This window comes from Larkinella rosea (genome assembly GCF_003858635.1).
Classification (GTDB): domain Bacteria; phylum Bacteroidota; class Bacteroidia; order Cytophagales; family Spirosomataceae; genus Larkinella; species Larkinella rosea.
Map to the genome: position 1 here is coordinate 776,523 of NZ_RQJO01000007.1, position 18,271 is coordinate 794,793.

An 18,271-nucleotide genomic window follows, 5' to 3' on the forward strand; every position below is an offset into this window, starting at 1 on the left:
CTGAAACGATCTACCAATTCGATTTCAGCCTTCATCGACTTCTCTTTCTTCGACCTCCCAACCTGAATTGGGACGGTTTTTTTACGTCACTTGTCTGGCAATTACCATTTCTTATTTCATAGTATGACTAATTTATCGCAACAGCTGGAAATTCTGTTTCCGGCAGAAGATCAGATTCCGGAGGAATTTCGGATCGAAGCCTTGCACCAGCGGGAGTACCTTGTCGATGGCGAAATCCGGGTATGGGACGGCCCGACGCAGGAAGTTTTGTCACCGGTTTATGTCCAGACTCCCACTGGTCTGGTTCGGAAAGTGATCGGCAGTTACCCGCTTCCGATGGACGACAACGAAGCCCTGGACGCACTCAACGCAGCCGTTCGGGCGTTCGACAACGGACGGGGTGAGTGGCCAACCATGTCAGTTACCGACCGCATTCAGTGCATGGAGCGTTTTGTCGGCAAAATGATGGAACAGAAAAAGGCCGTCGTAAACCTGCTGATGTGGGAAATCGGCAAAACCCTGGCTGATTCAACGAAAGAGTTTGACCGTACCGTACAATACATTTACGATACCATCGATGCCTTCAAGGACATCGACCGCGCCGGTTCCCGGTTTCGCATTGAGGAAGGAATTATCGGGCAAATCCGGCGCTCGCCCCTGGGCGTTGTGTTGTGTATGGGGCCGTTCAATTACCCGCTCAACGAAACCTACACCACGCTGATTCCGGCGATTCTGATGGGAAATACGGTTTTGTTTAAACCCCCGAAACACGGAACCTTATTGCACCATCCGCTGCTGGATGCCTTCCGGACGTCGTTCCCGAAAGGCGTTGTCAATACGGTGTACGGCCGGGGCGCGACGGTGGTACCAACGTTGATGAAATCAGGTAAAATCAACGTTCTGGCGCTGATCGGATCGAGCCGGGTGGCGGATAGCCTAAAAAAAATGCACCCTAAAAGCAACCGGCTCCGGGCGGTTTTGAGCCTGGATGCGAAAAATGCGGCCATTATTTTGCCGGATGCGGACATCGAACTGACGGTGAAGGAGTGTATGCTGGGTTCAATGTCGTTCAATGGGCAACGGTGTACGGCCCTGAAAATTCTGTGGGTTCACCGGTCCATTGCCGACGCCTTTCTGAAACGGTTTGGCGAAGAGCTGAACAAGCTGAACCCCGGCATGCCCTGGAGCAAAGGAGCGCAGGTAACCCCACTGCCCGAACCCGGGAAACCGGCGTACCTCGATGAGTGTCTGCGGGATGCGGAAGCGCAGGGTGCCAAAATTCTGAACGAAGGCGGAGGAACCACCGTGGAATCATTCGTCTTTCCGGCACTGGTTTATCCGGTGAAAGAGGGTATGAAACTCTACCGCGAGGAGCAATTCGGGCCGGTCGTTCCGGTGGTTCCGTTCGACGACATCGAAGAGCCGATCGAATACGTCATCAATTCCGACCATGGCCAGCAGGTCAGCATTTTCGGGAGCGAAACCGGGCAGATTGCCCAGCTCATCGATCCGCTCGTGAATCAGGTAAGTCGGGTGAACATCAACGCCCAATGCCAGCGCGGACCGGATACATTTCCGTTTACGGGCCGGAAAGACTCGGCGGAAGGAACGCTGTCGGTTGAGGACGCGCTCCGGTCGTTTTCCATTCGTACGGTAGTGGCTACGAAAGATACCGAGCAGAACAAAAGCATTTTGAACGAGATTGTCGAACAGCATAAGTCCGAGTTTTTGTCGACAAAATTCATTTTCTGATCGTTTCGCAACAGCCAATTGGTGGTGCCCGGTATTTTGCGGTTCTGACTTAGTTCGGAAACCAGCGGATACCGGGTACTGTATTTTTGGTAAGGTATGTTTTAGGATAATATTAATCCGATTTTAATTCCTCGGCCGCTCAATTTCCCACCTGAAATGTAACTTCATGGGTGTAAATCGTGTTACAACCAGTAGATTTTTGGTTGTACTTTGACTTCATCACCCGTATGGCACTTGAACTATTACCGATCGACCGCATCAGCAAAGAAGATAAGGCACTTTTTCAGCAATCATACTTCAAAAAACACCAGCCAGCCATTATTCAGGATTTCTGCCACGACTGGCCGGCTTACAAAAATTGGTCGTTCGAAAAACTAAAAGAAAGAGCAGGACATCTAACCGTCGATTTGTACAATAACAAGCCAGCCGATCCGGACAAGAGCACGATGTTCGTTGATGAACGGATGAATTTTGGCGAGTATCTGGACAAAATTTCTTCCAACGAACAGATCGAACTGCGGATTTTTCTCTTCAATATTTTCAAGCATATTCCGGCGTTGAAGAAGGATATTCTGAAGCCGGATATCGTCGACGGTTTTGCCATGAGTCTGCCGTTTATGTTCTACGGCGGGGCCGGTTCAGTGGTTCACATGCATTACGACATTGACCTTTCGCACGTCTTTCTGACGCAGTTTGTGGGTCGAAAGCGGGTCGTTTTGTTCTCGCCTGAGAATACGCCCCTGCTGTACCGGCTGCCGTTTTCGGTCATTTCGTACATGAACGTCAACAATCCCGATTACGAAAAATACCCCGGTTTGCAGCACGTAAAAGGCTATGAATGTACACTGGATTATGGCGAAACCATCTATATACCAGCTGGTTACTGGCACTACATTGAATACATTGATGGCGGATATGCTCTGGCGCTTCGCGTGTTGAATGAATCGTGGCTGAAACGGATCGAAGGTGCCTGGAACTTGATTGGCGAAATGCGGATCGATAATTTCATGAAGAAATACTTCACGAAGCCGTGGTTTGAGTATAAAAACCGGAAAGCATTCGAGAATGCCAATGAAGCCATGAAAAACATCCGGAGTCCGGAGAAAATGGCAGCCTGATAAGGTTGCTTCGTTTTCGGTCCAGTCTTAGCGAATCGGAACTTCTCCGATTCCGATCAAAGAGAAAAACCAGCGCTTTTTTGCCGGGCGATCCCCAAAAAGCGCTGGTTTTTCTCTTTTGGATTTTTAAGGCAAATGCGTTAGGTTCGTCGCATGACAAAAACCATCTGGATTGCCGCCATAGCCGGTTTTTTGGGGTGCCTGAGTGCCGTATCGGGTTTTTCCCGGAAACCAAAACCGGTAGGCCCGCCCAACATCATTATAATATTGGCCGATGATCTGGGCTGGAGCGAACTCGGATGCTACGGCAATCGCTTCAACGAAACTCCCAACCTGGACCGCCTGGCGGCCGGAGGGATGCGGTTTACGCAGGCCTACGCCACTGCTCCGGTTTGCACGCCAACCCGCATTGCACTGATGACGGGCCAGCATCCGGCCCGTGTCGGAATAACGGATTATCTGGACGCGCGCGATGATAAGTTTTTGCCGCCAAGCTATTTGACAATTAACGAGCAACTGAAAACGAAGGGTTACCATACCGGTTTAATTGGCAAATGGCACCTGACCGGCGATTACGGCCGGAAGCGGGGAGAACCGGCCAAACACGGCTGGGATGAAGTGATTTGCTCGGAAACCGGTTACATCGCCAACGGCGATTATTTCCACCCGTATTTCTTTATGCCCGGAGTCTCGGCCAAAACCGAAGGCGAATACCTGACCGACCGCTTAAATCAGGAAGCAGTAGATTTCATCAAACGAAGTGCCGCCCAACCGTTTTTCCTGTATCTGTCGCATTACGCGGTGCATACGAAACTGGCCGGAAAACCGGAACTGGTTGCGAAATACCAGCAAAAAACCGGCGCCGGCACGAATCAGAATAACCCGCAACTGGCCGCCATGCTCGAAAGTATCGACGACGGCGTGGGCCGGATCGTACAGACACTGAACGAACTGGGGCTGCGGGAAAATACACTGATCCTTTTCACGTCGGACAACGGCGGTGAACTAAATGTTACCACGAATGCACCATTGCGGGGTGGTAAATCGCAGCTGTACGAGGGCGGCATTCGGGAAGCCTTTATTGCGAACTGGCCCGCCAAAATCAAGGAAGCAACGGTTTCAAATCAGGTGATCAATACCCTGGATGTGTACCCGACTTTACTGGACGTTGCTTTCCTGAAACCGCCTAAGCATCAGCTGCTCGATGGCGTCAGTTTTGCTTCGGTTTGGAAAGGAACCGCCCAACCGAAAGCCCGAACCCTTTACTGGCATTATCCGCTTCCCAAACCGCATTTTCTGGGTGGTCGCTCCGCCGGAGCCATTCGAAGCGGGAATTTTAAATTGATCGAATACTTCGATACCGGCCAGATTGAGCTTTTTAACCTTTCCGAAGATCTGAGTGAAAAAAAAGATTTATCGGAAACCGAACCGGCTAAACGCGGTGAACTGCTGGCTCAATTGCGGGCGTGGCGAAAAAAAACGGTAGCTGATTCGGCGCAGGTTCGGGAACGATTTAAATAACCGGGAAGTCAAAACCGCATTTTAATGCTATATAAAACGAGATTTGCGCAGGTAAGCGACGAAACGGCGATCTATTCACTCTATCGGGAAGTTGCCGGAACGCCGGGGGGAATTGCGCGGGAAGCCGATGAGATATCACCCAATTACATTGCCGCTAATCTGCAAAAATCCCTTAAAAACGGGGTTTCGCTGGTCATCGAAGATCCGAACGAGCCAGCGGTTTTGGTTGCAGAAGTGCATTGTTATCAGCTGGAACCCCGGGTTTTTAAACACATTTTGTCGGAATTGACGATTGTAGTTCACCCCGGTTTTCAGGGCCTGGGTTTGGGAAAGCTGTTATTTGTCAATCTGTTACAACACGTTGAGGAGCATAGGCACGATATTTTGCGGATTGAATTGATCGCCCGGGAAAGCAATAAAAAAGCCATCGAATTTTACCAGAAAATCGGTTTTACGATCGAAGGGCGATTTGAAAAGCGGATCGATACAAAAACCGGAACGTTTGAAGCGGACATTCCAATGGCCTGGTTTAATAGGCATTATGAATCCTGAAAATCTGAGAACGACTCGTTTTTAGAAAGGATGGCGACCGCCGTAACCGGAAAAAGTGCTTCTGCACTCATTTTTCAACCGTTTAAAAATACGAATCCGCACTGGTTCGTATTTTTTGTGTAGAATTGGGCGTGTAAATCTTCACTACACCGAAACCAGACGGCATAGGCTGTCGACAACAACATATGGGACTTTTTGACTTCATCCGAAATGAATTTATCGAGGTCATCGACTGGGTCGACAACTCGAACGATACGATTATCTGGAAATTTCCGGACAACGGCAACAACATCAAGTACGGAGCGCAACTGACCGTGCGCGAATCGCAGGTAGCGGTTTTTATCAACGAAGGCCGGATTGCCGACGTTTATCAGCCGGGCCGCTACGAACTGACGACGCAGAACATGCCGATCATGACCACATTGCGGTCGTGGAAAATGGGGTTCGAGTCGCCCTTCAAAGTTGATATTTATTTTGTTTCGACCAAGCAGTTTACCAACCTGAAATGGGGAACGCAAAACCCGTTCATCGTCCGCGACCCGGAACTGAAACAGGTGCGCGTTCGGGCGTTCGGGGTGTTTGCCCTGCGTGTGGCCGATGCTGGAAAATTCATCAAGGAATTTGCCGGAACCACGCCCATCGTCCGCATCAGCGATGTCGAAGATCAGCTTCGGTCGGCGATTGTCACCAATTTTACGGATACGATAGGCGAAGCTGGTATTTCGGTTTATGATTTATCCCGGAATTATAAGGAAATCGGTGACAAGTTACTGCCGCTGCTCCAATCTGATTTTACGGGTTATGGGTTGGAACTGACGAAGTTCTACGTCGAAAATACGAGTCTGCCCCCCGAAGTGGAAGCCTTTCTGGACAAAACGACACAGATGAACATGGTGGGTGATATGGCTCGTTTTCAGCAGTTTCAGGCCGGTGTGGCGCTGGAAGATGCTGCCGAAAATGGCGGGGCCGGGGGAGCTGCCGTGTTACTGGGCGGTTTGGGTAATTTCATGCAGAATACCAGTGCCGCCAATGCTCCGCAGCAGGCACCGAAAGAGGATAAAACCGAGGTGATGAATTTGCTCAAGCAACTGGGTGAATTGAAAGCCGCCGGCATTCTGACCGATGAGGAATTCAATGCTAAAAAAGCCGATTTATTAGCTCGTTTATAACCAGGAAGGGAGGGAGAATGCAGTCGCGGGGGAAAACCGCTTGCCTGTTCTTTCTCCTTCCATTTCCGATCATTCTTCCTTTTTCTCCCAATGCAGTCACCCTCCGAACTTTCCGATGTGGTCCGGGCGCCGTGTAAAACCTGTGGTGCGCAGTTAAAATTTTCGGCTGAGAAACAGAAACTGAGTTGTGATTATTGCGGTAATACCGAGGATATCGCGTTCACGAAGAGTAACTTACACGAAAATCCGCTTTCCTTTCGCGTAGAAGACCGCCAGTTGCCAAACGCGCCAACGGAAGAAAAACGACTGTTTACCTGCCAGAATTGCGGAGCCAAAACGACCGTTAATTACGACACGCCAACCATAACCTGCGCGTTTTGTAATTCCAAAAACGTCAATCCGGATGCGCAGAAAACGCGCTTGATCGAACCGGCCGGTTTGCTGCCGTTCCGGATTTCGAAGGAACAGGCGTTGCAGCGGTTTAAAAGCTGGGTGGGCGATAGCTGGCTGGCTCCGTCGGATTTATCGGCCGGGGCCATGCTGGACAATCTCCACGGGATTTACATTCCGTTCTGGACGTTCGACGCACAGGCTCATTCGGAGTATTCGGGCGAAGCGGGCTACTATTATTATGTGCCGGTTCAGGTGCGGGATTCGAGCGGGAAGATGGTCACGCAGCAGCAGCAACGGGTTCGGTGGGAATACCGCAGCGGTTCGCACCAGGCTTTCTACGACGATATGCTCGAAATGGCGTCCCGTAAATTGTCGCAGCAGGAAAGTCAGGTGCAGGAAGCCAGCCGGTTTAATTTGCAGGAAGTGGTCGATTACGATCCCCGGATTCTGCTGGGCTGGGAAGCCGAGGTTTATAGCATTGATTTACAGGAAAGCGCGCGAAAAGCCGAAGAACAGATTCGGAACCGTGAAGAAAACGCCTGTGCGTCACAAATGGGGGGCGATACGCAGCGCAACCTGAACGTCGATACCACGCTGACCAACCAGACGTTCAAGCATATTTTGTTACCGCTCTGGATTTGTATGTATCTCTACAACGGAAAGCAGTACCGGTTCCTGGTCAATGGACAAACGGGCCAGATTGCTGGAGAACGACCCAAATCGGCCTGGAAGATCGCGTTGGTGGTTTTTGCCTTCCTGCTCCTGGTTCTCTTCTTTTTCTGGCTTGGGAAGCGGTAGGATTAATCAACTGATGGCCGTTTTTTCATGTAAGTTTTGTTCCTATTTTTATTAACAAAAGGAATCACTTTATCGGTGGGTTGTTGCTGTAAATCGTTAATTTTACAGGTCGGAGGAGGAGCGTATTGGTTTAAAATGTACGTAACTGCTTGTCGATAAGTTAATTGCACGCACAGTAAAAGGTCAATTTCAATTGCTTGAATCTATCCAACTTGTAAAATCTTTCGGGGACGTTACGGCGGTTCGTGGCGTATCGCTGGTTATCAAACCGGGTGAGATTGTGGGGTTGGTTGGAGCGAGTGGCTCCGGAAAAAGTACGATGCTAAATCTGCTAGCGGGCTTGGTCGATGCCACGGAAGGCACCGTAAAATTGAATGGTGAACGGGTAAAAGGGCCATCGGAACAACTGGTGCCGGGGCATCCGCACATCAAACTCGTCCATCAGGAATACCAGTTGATGCCCAATGTCAGCATTCGCGAAAATATAGCCTATTCCCTGCGGTTTTACGAAAAACGCTATCAGGATTACCGAATCGATCAGCTAATCGGGCTGTGTCGGCTGGAAGCGGTGCAACATCGATTGCCGCGTCAGGTGTCGGGTGGGGAAAAGCAGCGGACGGCCATCGCCCGTGCCATCGCCGAAAAACCGGCCGTTTTGTTACTCGACGAACCATTCAGTCACCTCGATCTGCCAAACCGGGAATTGATTCGCGGGATGTTGCTGGATCTGGTGCGGCATGAAAAAACCGCCTGCCTGTTTGTTACCCACGATTCGACCGACGCCCTTTCGATTCCCAGCCGCATCGGTATTTTACAGGACGGCCACCTGGTTCAGCTGGGTGCGCCGATGGACGTTTACCGCCGTCCGTACAACGCATATGTGGCCCAGATGACCGGCCCCGCCAATTTGATCCGGGCTAAACACCTGCCGTTGATGGGGATCATTCACGCGTATCAACCGAACGCCCTGGCCTGTGTGCGCCCCGAGCAGATCCGTTTGTCCGACCGGGGCCGTTTTGGCGGTACTGTCCGAAACGTATTTTTCAAAGGGGCTTTTATTGAAGTGGAAGTTGAAATGAACCGGTTTGTTAACCTGACTTTTCTGGCGCCGTCCAGCGAAAAAATCAAAGTGGGTCAGCTGGTTGGGCTTGAAATGTCGCCCGAAGCCGTTCACTGGATGCGGGGTTCAGCTTCTTAGTCATCCTTTTTCTGATTGGAAATAACCGTCTGTGGGTTGCCCCGGTGCGTTACGTCCGCCCCTCCGCGCGTGTTTTTTTCCAGCCGTTTCGTCACAGTTACGGCCGCATCACTCGCCCCGGATGCCCGAATAACCGCTTCGGCCGCCGTGAGGTCATACGCTTTTAAATCCGATGCTCCCGAAATGTCTACATCGAGGAGTTTGGTTCGCCCGCTTAGCCGGGTGTCCGATGCCCCCGACGCTTTCAGCCGGATGCGGTTAGCGGTGATGTCTTTCATCGACAGGTCGGCGGCTCCCGACAAGGCAATTTCGAGTTCCTCCGTGTCGAATGAATCATTGACATCGCCGTCCGATGCACCGGAAAGCGTGATGCCCCGCAAAGCGGGCATGGTAACGATCAGCCGGGGTGACTTGCGGTTTTTGCCCGCAATCCAATTTCCCGCCGGTCGGTTAAAACGGGCAAGGAGTACACCGTTTTCGCTTTTGACCGACAGGTATTCGGTTTCGCCGGGAGCCAAGTCGGCGACAATATCGAAGCTGCCTTTCCGGATTTCGATGTCGATGGCATTGGCCACATCGATGCGATCGAATGATTTGATTCGGAATTGCTTCGTAACGGACTGTGCTTCGGATCTCCCGAAAACCGTACTGAAAACCAGAAAGGTTAAATAAATGGATTTGAGTTGCATGGTGGATGAAAGTTGCGGTTGCTGGTAACAAGATGCCAGGAAAAGCCGGAAAGTTGCACGGGTCTTTATTTTCCGCTCTGCCACGGCACCGACCCGCTTTGCTGGATGTGGTTCATCAATAATAGTGTCAGCTCGTTCGCTTTGGCTTTTTCCTGACCGGCCAGATTCGTCGCTTCTTTCGGATCATCTTTCAGGTTGTACAGTTCGTAAGGCGAAAACGGGTTAGCTTGCAGCAATTTCCAGTCGCCCAGCCGAACCGCCTGCGTCGTCAATCCTTTAAAAGTGTCGGTTCCTTCCCGTCGGATAAAAAAGAGAGGTCTTTGTCTGAAAACAGCAACCTCTTCGTTCCTCGAATTGTGAGTTAACAGTGTTAAGAAAGATTTTCCGTCGATGGGTGTAGTGATTTTTTGTCCGGTTATTTCCAAAAAGGTCGGCATCCAGTCGCTCAACTGCAGGGGTTCATCGGAAATTCGACCCGGCTGAATGTGCCCCGCCCAGGCCACCCCGGCCGGAATCAGAATTCCGCCTTCGTACATGGTTCCTTTGAACGCCCGGTGCGGACCGTTGTTGGCTTTGCCGGGTCCCCAGCCGCCGTTGTCGCTCGTGAAAACGATCAAGGTGTTTTCCAGTTGCCGATTGGCCTTCAATGTCGCCAGCAATCTTCCGATGTTAGCGTCCATGTGCTCGATCAGTGCCACGAGTTTGGCCCGTGTCGGATCGATGTTCGGTTCCCTTTTTTGAACCCATTCGAGCCACTCGGCGGGAGGTTGCAGCGGATTGTGGGGCGCGTTGTAGGCAAGATACAGGAAGAACGGTTTGGCGTTTCCTTTGCGCGAATTCAAATAGGTAACTGCTCCATCGGTAAACACATCGGTTGCGTGACCGGGTGGATCAATGGTTTGCCGGTTATGTCGCATGAAATGATGGTTGTTCCGAAGCTTGGTGTAATAATCATCCATCATATCGCCCAGAAAACCGTAAAATTCCTGAAAACCGCGTTCGTTCGGCGTATTTGGCGTTTCCAGCCCCAAATGCCATTTCCCCATCAAAGCCGTATGATAGCCGGCCTTTTGCAAATAGGTGGGCAGCAGTGGACCGGGTGCCAGATACCCCCAACTGTCGCTCGCAACATCCCGGATAACGCCTGGAACGCCCATGCGCTCCGGCCATTGACCCGATAGCAGGGCCGCCCGACTGGGTGAACAAACCGGACTATTGGCGTAGAAATGCGTAAACCGCAAACCGGCCCGCATCAAACTGTCAATATGGGGCGTTTTGAGATCCGTTGCCCCGTAGCTCGAAAGATCTCCCCACCCCAGGTCGTCGGCAATGATGAAGACAATGTTGGGCTTTGCTGGCGGGGCAGGGGGAGTATGACTGAAGAATAAAACACTGACGCCAGTCAGCATCAGGACCAAAACAACGGGCAGGAACAGGCGGTATTTCATAAAGGCTGACGAAAGCCGTGGGAATAAATAAACCATCGCCCGCAAATTCCGTAACTTTGGGCCATGAATCAAGTACGAACGCAACAAACCGACACAATTGAACGGCTTCCGGTCATGGAGTCGTTTTATACCTTGCAGGGGGAGGGTGCACACACCGGAAAAGCGGCCTATTTTATTCGGCTGGGGGGCTGCGATGTGGGGTGTCACTGGTGTGATGTCAAGGAATCCTGGGATGTGACTGCGCATCCGAGCTATTCGATTGACGATCTGGTAGAAGGCGCTTTGCAATATCCCGGACGAATGGCTGTCATTACGGGCGGAGAACCCCTGATGCACGACCTGAGCGGGCTGACGGCTGCACTAAAAAAAGCCGGTTTTAACACGAATATCGAAACTTCCGGCGTTTATCCCGTAAGTGGTAGCTGGGACTGGATCTGTTTTTCGCCGAAGAAATTCAAGGAGCCGCACCCGGACATTTTTCGGAAGGCCGATGAATTGAAAGCAATCATTTACCATAAAAGCGATTTTGCCTTTGCCGAATCGTTTGTGGCGTCGCTCCGTTCGGATTGCAAACTGTTTTTGCAACCGGAATGGAGTCGTTCCAATGAAATGTTACCTCTTATCGTTGAGTATGTAAAACAGCATCCGCAATGGCAGGTTTCGTTGCAAACGCACAAGTTTATGGACATTCCCTGAGGGAAAAAGGGTTGGCGGGACTCAAAACCGCCATCCTGCTTTTGCTTCTTTTCATTTTTCCTCCGTTTCATTTTTCGGCTTCGGCTCAAAATAAAAAAGCCGTCGAGCTCTACAAAAAAGCCGTCGAAGCCCTTGCGCAGCGCCAGATGCCCCTTTCGCTGGAGTTGTTTCATCAGGCGGTGGAACGCGATACCGGATACACGGAAGCGTATCTGAAACTGGGGCAGGTTTATGAATTCATGCGTCAGCCCGATCAGGCGTTTCAGGTATACCAGCGGGCCATCCGACAGCAGCCTGCAAACCCGTCGACGGGTTTAGCCTATCAGTTTGTCAGCTCCTATCTGCTTAAAAAAGGCAATTACCTTGGCGCGATTCCGAACATCGAGCGGTTGCAGAAACTTTTCACACCTCAGTCGATTCAGTGGAAGAAAATTGACCGGATGCTGCAAACCGCTCGTTTTGGCGAGCAGGCCATTCAGAATCCGTTGCCGGTAAAACCGCAACCCTTGTCGGCAACGGTTCAGGCATTCCCGTCGCAGTATTTTCCGGTTCTGACCGCCGATGAACAAACGCTGGTGTACACGGTTTTGAAGCCGGAAGGAGATGAAGATCTGATGGTTGCGACCCAAAAAGGCGAAACCTGGAGCCCCCCCGAATCCATTTCGCCCCACATCAATACGCCCAACAACGAAGGAACGCCGTCGCTTTCGGCCGATGGTCGGACGCTGGTGTTTACGGCCTGTCAGGGACGCACGGGATACGGAAGTTGCGATCTCTATATTTCCCGCAAAACCGGTAACACCTGGTCGGAGCCGCAGAACCTCGGCCCCATGATCAACACCCGTTCGTGGGAATCGCAGCCCGCATTGTCGGCCGACGGTCGGCGGTTGTATTTTGTATCGGATCGAAACGGCGGGCTTGGCCGACGCGACATCTGGTGCAGTGACCTGGGCGAAGACGGCGAGTGGAAGACGCCCTATAACCTGAAAAGCATCAACACCCCATTCGACGAAGCTTCGCCGTTTATTCACGCCAACGGCCTGAGCCTGTTTTTTGCGTCGGAAGGACATATGGGAATGGGCGGTTACGACCTTTTTGTGGCCGACAGCACGGCCACCGGCTGGTCGAACCCGCAGAATCTGGGTTACCCCATCAATACCTCCGATGATCAGGCGGCTTTGTTTGTATCGGCTAACGGGGCACACGCGTATTACTCGCAGGAACAAGCCACGACGGACGGAAAGCAACGCTCCAAACTTTATAAGTTCGATTTGCCGGATGCGTTGCGGCAGAAGGTGCGCCCGGTTAGTTACCTGAAAGGGCTGGTAGCCGACGCCCGCACCAAAAAACCGCTGAATGCCACCATCGAACTGATCGATCTGGCAACCAATCAACTCGTTACCCGCGTGCAGTCTGACCCACAAACCGGTCAGTATACCGCCATTTTGCCGACGGGCGGAGAATACGCGCTCTATGTTCTTGGGGCCGGGTATTTGTTCAAGAGTTTGTCGTTTGATTTTACGGGAAAACGGGAAGGAGAGGGGCTGACGATGCGTGTGCCGCTGGAACCGATCAGGCCAGCTGACGGGGGCGCACCGGCCAAAGAGACGCTGAACAATATTTTCTTTGAAACGAGCCGCTACGATCTGGCCGAAAAATCGCGCACGGAACTCGACCGGCTGGTGAAGTTTCTGGAAGTAAATCCCTCGGTTCAGATTGAGGTTTCCGGTCATACCGATAATCAGGGCGGAACGGCTAATAACCTGGAATTGTCGAAAAAACGGGCGCAGTCCGTGGTGAACTACCTGACCAAAGCCGGTATTGCCACCACCCGTATCCGATCGGCCGGATACGGCGAAACCCGGCCTGTGGCTCCCAATACCACCGACGAAAACCGCAAACTCAACCGGCGGATCGAGTGGCGGATTTTGTAAATTTCAGGGAAATAATGACCAGAAATTGTCCGAAATCGAAACTGGCAATGGTCAAATTTCCTGGAAGTCGACCACAGCGGGAGAGGTTTTTTCGCCCTAAATAATTAAGCGGGAAAACCTAATTGGTCGCATTAACCTACCAATGCCGATTTAAAAAATCGGGCATTGGTAGGATTTTCAATCCAGTGATAAACTATACAATAACCCGTGTTCAGAGCTTTGTTTGTTGAGTTACGGTTTTATGATCTTCACTATCACGCTGGTCAAACCCCTTTGAACCCGTACCAGTAGCAGTCCTGCCGGTGCTTTACCTACTGGTAGCGTTTGCTTTTCAATTTGACCGGCTTTTTCTACCACGCGCTCATGGACTAATCGCCCGTTCACGTCCGTCACCATCAACCGCATCGACTGACCGTTTGCTCCGGTGATTTCCAGATCGATAGCGTCATGGGTGATCGGGTTGCCCAACACATTTACGACAAGATTTTGATCGGGTTCAGCCGATAACCGACTTCCTGGCTGGCAGACTAAAGTTTTCCCCGACTCCTTCAGGATGTAGCTGCTATTTTTAACACGCGCATTAATTACCCGCGAAATTCCGTCTTTCAAAATCGTTGGCACATCAAAACTATACGCGTGAACGCCGTTTCCTTTCCCAGCGGTTTTCAAGTCTACCCGATATATATTAGCTTCCGCGCTACCCCAAATGGTATTTCCAGTATAGAATTCCAAGGTTACCACTGAGTTAGGTTGATTGCGGTCCCAGACCCAACCCCGGATCGTCCCGCACTCTACTTTATCGAGATAGCCTTCGAAATTCCCTGTCACGGTAACGGTTTCTGGTAAACTTATCGTCAAACTGAAACTCACACTAGTCGTAGCTCCGGCTGGATCAGTTCCTGAGCATACCAATGCAAATTTACCTGCTGTGGTAGGCGTTCCCGAAATTGTACGATTGTTTGGAGTATAATTCAATCCGGTCGGTAATCCGGAAACCGCCACGACGACTGTATTTCCTTCGGGATCGGCAAAGAGATTGGACGGTAGCTGATAACTGAATGGTTGCCCAACCTGCGCCGTCTGATTTGTCGGCGCCGTCACCACCACCGGTGGCCGGTTGGCCGGAGCCGCCGTCACCACCACCGTCACCAGCGTGGGCGTGTACCCGCCAATGCCGTCCGACACAATCAGGCTCATCGTGTAGGTCCCGATCGTGCTCGGTGTCCCGTTGAAGGTCCGCGTCGCCTGGTTGTAATTCAACCCCAGCACCCCGCCCGTCAGCGCATACACCAGCGTCTGCCCTTCTTCGTGCGGAAAGTCCGGAATCGTGTACGTGTAGGGCACATTTACATACGCATATTGAATCGGGATCGGTACCGCCACCGGTGGCTGGTTGGCCGGGTCGTTGACCTGCGCCGTGCTCGAGGGACAGGTGATCGTCGTCGGCGATCCCTTGAGGTAATAATCCGAATTCTCGATCCGCATCGAGATCACGTGCGGTCTGTCGTCCTTGATGCTTCCCGGAATGATAAACTGGTAGCCGTGCGCTCCGTTGCCTTTCTTGGCCGCCACCAGGTCCGGCCGGTTAACATCGGCCACAAACGTGCCGATTAGTTTGTTCCCGTCGAATACCTCGATCGGCATCGGCGTATTGGGCAGATTGCGATCCCACACCCAGCCAAAAATATCCCCCTCGCAGTTGAATTTATCCAGATAGCCCTCAAAGTTACCCGTCCGTTTGACCGGCGGGGTGGCTTCCCGGATCGTCACCTGAAACAGCGTCGAGGAAATCGCTTCGGCCGGGTCGGTTGCCGTGTAGGTCAGCGAATACACCCCCGCATTCGTCGGCGTGCCGCTGAGTACGTAAGTCGCCGGCACGAACGTCAAACCTGGTACTTCGCCCACCAGACGGTGGCGCAGCGGTTGACCTTCGGGGTCACTAAACTGCGGCAGTGTGTAGGTCAATGCCACACCCACCTGCCCCATGGGGTTGGTTAAAATCGGGGCGATCGGCGGGCGATTGGTGGAGGTGGGGTCAGTAACGGTAATGCGAAAACTACCACTCGCCGTGGCTCCCACGTTGTCGCGGGCCAGCAGCGTTACCAGGGACGATTCCTGCCGGGTGGGCGTGCCACTCACTTTCCCCGTGGTGCTGTTCCACTGCAAGCCCAGGGGCAGCCCACTGACTTCCACGCTGGCAATTGAGCCATCGGAGTCAGTGAAAGCCGATCCGATCGAATAACTGAAAGGCTTCCCCACCGTCGCCGATTGATCCACGAGCGTCTGGCTCAGCACCGGCAGGGCATTGATGATCGGCGGCTCGTTCCGCAACAGGTCTTCATCGAGTTCAATCCGCACCGGTTTGTTGCCATTCTGGTTGTAAAAGGAACTCCAGCGTTCCTGGGCGATCGTGTAGTTGCGCAGGATTTCCGAAAGTTTGTAGCCTACATTCTTGCCGTTGACCATGGCAGTTTGTACCGTAGGCACGGGTTGATTCAACAAGCCATTGTTGACCACCATCGCGATGAGTTCGGCCAGTTTGGGCCGGGCATCCTTGCCCCCGAAGTTGGCCAGGGTGATCATCTTGGCCCCGTGTTCGAAACACTGGGCCACCTGCTGGTAATATTTATCGAGGGAAACCGAGTTATGGAACATGCCATCGATGGCGTTAATCAGGAACGCCCCCGGCCGCAGGTTGCTGCGGACAATGTCCATTGAAAAGCGGTGGTTGTAGTCGGGGCCATCGTTGAACTTGAGCCCGTCGACGGCCTGCCCCAGGTTCTTGAAGGCAAAGGTGGCCCGCAGCCCCGAGATGCGGTCCCAGACACAGCCGTGCTGGTTGACAACGATGATGTTGGGATCGACGCCCTTGACGGTGGTGTTGATTCGGTCGATGAAGGCCTTCAGTTGGCGGTGTCGAAACACGTACCAGTCCTCGCCCCGGGTACCGACGGTGGAGGCATAGGGGTTGGCCGGTTCATTGGCGGGGGGCATCACGCGGCTCCATTGGCTGAAGTCGGTTCCCCAGCGCTGGTTGAGCTGGGACAAGCTGAAACGGGCTTGCAGGTACTGGCGGAAGGCATCGAGTTCGTAGCGGCTGTAGTCGAAAGGCACCACGTATTTGCTGCCAGTGTAGGGGTCGTAGACGGGCGAATATTCCGACTCCAGCGCGGGGGAGGAAACCACCGATAAAAACAGGAGCTGTCCCTGCTGCTGGAGGTAGTGATAGCGGGTGGTGGTTTCGAGCACGAAGGCATTGACGCGATCGATGACGGGTTTACTGGAGAAAGTAAACTGAATGTTGCCCTGGTCGGTAACGCGCCGGGCGCTGTCGGCGGCCTGCATGGTTTCGTGGAGGTTCCAGAAACCGCCGAGTCGGGAGGCTTCGCGGCCCACGAAGACGCGCAGGGCGATCTTGAGTCCGAGTCGCTGAGCGGTCTGGACGTGGGAGTCGACGACGCTCCAGTTGGGCGCGCTGTTGATGGAAGGATAGACCTGGTCCCAGTTGATGGTGATTTCGACGGCATTACAGCCGCTGTCGGCCGAATGCTCGATGCGTTCGTCGTCGACGCGCGGGTCGGTTTCGAAGTTGAAGATGGTAACGCCGATGTAGCGCTGGGCATCAATGGTGGGGGGGGCGGAGAGTCGGCTGTAGGGGGCGTTATTCGCCAATTGGCCATCGCCCCGCCCCGCCTGGGCATGCTGAAAACCGGAAACCAGCAGCAGGGCGGAGACCAGCACCGACTGCAAAACGGATAAAGGTAAATTAGTAAACATGTAATAGTGACTATTTTTAGTTTGCCTCAACAATTGTTTTTCGAAATCCCAATCCTGCACATTGTCTTGTCTCCTATTTTTCGCGAATCGTAAGAACAACTGGCGTTTTTTGCGACCTTTTTGTTACCGTAGATCGCGTTTTAGATATTGTATGTGTCCAATAATTGATATTGGATAAATACAATATGGAGATATGTGACGGTAAACGTGTAGAATGAAACATTGCGGTTTTAACTAAGCTAAAACCGACTATCGAAACACGTTGGGATTGCGTAAGGTGAGACGTGAAAAGGTTAACTAAGTCACTGAAATAGAGGTGAAAATTTGATTTTCTTTTTACATTAATTCAAGCACTATACATATGAATCATGCAAGTTGTTGCTCGATTGATACCTCATTAAAATCAGAATAGAAAGTGGAAAAGTAGAGGCTGATTAGTTTGGTAAATGGAAAAAATCCTAAAATTGAAAAAATGAAGCTGACTGATTATTGTATCTGTCTGTATATCAGGGTTTGGCAGAATCAAGACATTCATTTCTTCCGGCAAAACAGGAGTATTTGGCGCTTTTAAAAGTTGTTAAAAGGCAATTTTAGATTAAATAGAGGTGACTTTTCCCGGCATCAACGTCCAAGTAAACAGTAAAAGAGCGGTCCGATTTGCGCCGTTTTTTGCCTCTTACTAACCGTAAAATACGTATGGACAGCCCGACCTGGCGAAATCTTCAGATCAATAAAGTACGGGGATCGTATATTCCCCGAATGAATAAATTTACCTGGTTCCCGGTTTTTGAGCAGGATTTGATTACCCGGAAGCTCTGCCAGCGAGCCGGTTTATGGACTGAAAAAAACCAGTTGAAAATTTCAAAACGACAATGTGTTCTAGCCCGAAATGTGATGTATTACCGGCTCAATTCCTGCCAGTTAGAAATAACGGAAAACACATTTCCAGTGCTGCAGGTAACGATGAAGAAGGTAGGAGTCTGGAAAGCGACTGACCTTCCCGAAACGTATGCGTTTGATTGTGCTCTATTTTTGGCTAACTAATTGGCTATCAGTTAGAAATAGTATAGATTAGATAGTGACAATCAGTTGATTTACGGTAAGTGGATTACACCCGGTTTTTAAATCATGTGACTTTCTTCCCCGTGCTCCGTCTAATTAGCTCTGGCAATCAGAGAGGCTGCTGCAAGCCAGAACCCGGACAGGTCGTCTGGGTTTTTTTTTGG

Annotated in this window: 13 protein-coding genes; 10 read left to right on the forward strand and 3 right to left on the reverse strand. The window is 51.7% G+C overall.

The features are described 5' to 3' along the window. The first annotated feature begins 123 nt into the window (after positions 1-123). The 7 genes from EHT25_RS03515 (at position 124) to EHT25_RS03545 (ending at position 8,501) form a co-directional block, all read left to right on the forward strand. On the forward strand, positions 124-1,752 hold the full coding sequence (locus EHT25_RS03515) for an NADP-dependent glyceraldehyde-3-phosphate dehydrogenase (protein ID WP_124870731.1): 1,629 nt from the start codon (positions 124-126) through the stop codon (positions 1,750-1,752). Between the two features lie 227 nt (positions 1,753-1,979). Further along, a complete protein-coding gene (locus EHT25_RS03520) occupies positions 1,980-2,870 on the forward strand; it encodes a cupin-like domain-containing protein (RefSeq protein ID WP_124870734.1) in 891 nt (296 codons plus the stop codon). Between the two features lie 153 nt (positions 2,871-3,023). Further along, on the forward strand, positions 3,024-4,391 hold the full coding sequence (locus EHT25_RS03525; protein WP_124870737.1) for a sulfatase: 1,368 nt from the start codon (positions 3,024-3,026) through the stop codon (positions 4,389-4,391). A 24-nt stretch (positions 4,392-4,415) separates the two neighbouring features. Further along, positions 4,416-4,943 (forward strand): GNAT family N-acetyltransferase, encoded by a 528-nt coding sequence (locus tag EHT25_RS03530; protein WP_124870740.1) that lies wholly within the window; start codon positions 4,416-4,418, stop codon positions 4,941-4,943. A gap of 185 nt (positions 4,944-5,128) precedes the next feature. Then, positions 5,129-6,112: an SPFH domain-containing protein gene (locus EHT25_RS03535; protein ID WP_124870743.1), complete on the forward strand. Its 984-nt coding sequence runs from the start codon at positions 5,129-5,131 to the stop codon at positions 6,110-6,112. Positions 6,113-6,202: 90 nt separating this feature from the next. Next, positions 6,203-7,303, forward strand: a complete 1,101-nt coding sequence (locus EHT25_RS03540) for a TFIIB-type zinc ribbon-containing protein (RefSeq protein ID WP_124870746.1) — start codon at positions 6,203-6,205, stop codon at positions 7,301-7,303. A gap of 193 nt (positions 7,304-7,496) precedes the next feature. Then, positions 7,497-8,501 carry an ABC transporter ATP-binding protein gene (locus EHT25_RS03545; protein WP_124870749.1) on the forward strand — a complete coding sequence of 335 codons (1,005 nt, stop codon included), beginning with the start codon at positions 7,497-7,499 and terminating at the stop codon, positions 8,499-8,501. Here EHT25_RS03545 and EHT25_RS03550 read toward each other — a convergent pair. Beyond that, the gene (locus EHT25_RS03550; protein WP_124870752.1) at positions 8,498-9,190 is read right to left on the reverse strand and encodes a head GIN domain-containing protein; all 693 of its coding nucleotides are present in this window, start codon (positions 9,188-9,190) and stop codon (positions 8,498-8,500) included. The genes EHT25_RS03545 and EHT25_RS03550 overlap by 4 nt on opposite strands. Before the next feature lie 65 nt (positions 9,191-9,255). Next, positions 9,256-10,638 (reverse strand): sulfatase-like hydrolase/transferase, encoded by a 1,383-nt coding sequence (locus EHT25_RS03555; protein WP_124870755.1) that lies wholly within the window; start codon positions 10,636-10,638, stop codon positions 9,256-9,258. Between the two features lie 63 nt (positions 10,639-10,701). Here EHT25_RS03555 and EHT25_RS03560 point away from each other — a divergent pair, with 63 nt between their 5' ends. Then, positions 10,702-11,334: a 7-carboxy-7-deazaguanine synthase QueE gene (locus EHT25_RS03560; RefSeq protein WP_229311426.1), complete on the forward strand. Its 633-nt coding sequence runs from the start codon at positions 10,702-10,704 to the stop codon at positions 11,332-11,334. Next, a complete protein-coding gene (locus tag EHT25_RS03565) occupies positions 11,289-13,268 on the forward strand; it encodes an OmpA family protein (RefSeq protein WP_124870757.1) in 1,980 nt (659 codons plus the stop codon). Before EHT25_RS03560 ends, EHT25_RS03565 begins: the two co-directional genes overlap by 46 nt. Before the next feature lie 231 nt (positions 13,269-13,499). Here EHT25_RS03565 and EHT25_RS03570 read toward each other — a convergent pair whose 3' ends face one another. Then, positions 13,500-17,045 carry a putative Ig domain-containing protein gene (locus EHT25_RS03570; protein WP_124870759.1) on the reverse strand — a complete coding sequence of 1,182 codons (3,546 nt, stop codon included), beginning with the start codon at positions 17,043-17,045 and terminating at the stop codon, positions 13,500-13,502. Between the two features lie 696 nt (positions 17,046-17,741). On the opposite strand from EHT25_RS03570, the gene EHT25_RS03575 reads away from it, so the two are divergent. Next, the gene (locus EHT25_RS03575; RefSeq protein ID WP_124870762.1) at positions 17,742-18,089 is read left to right on the forward strand and encodes a hypothetical protein; all 348 of its coding nucleotides are present in this window, start codon (positions 17,742-17,744) and stop codon (positions 18,087-18,089) included. Positions 18,090-18,271 lie beyond the last annotated feature (182 nt).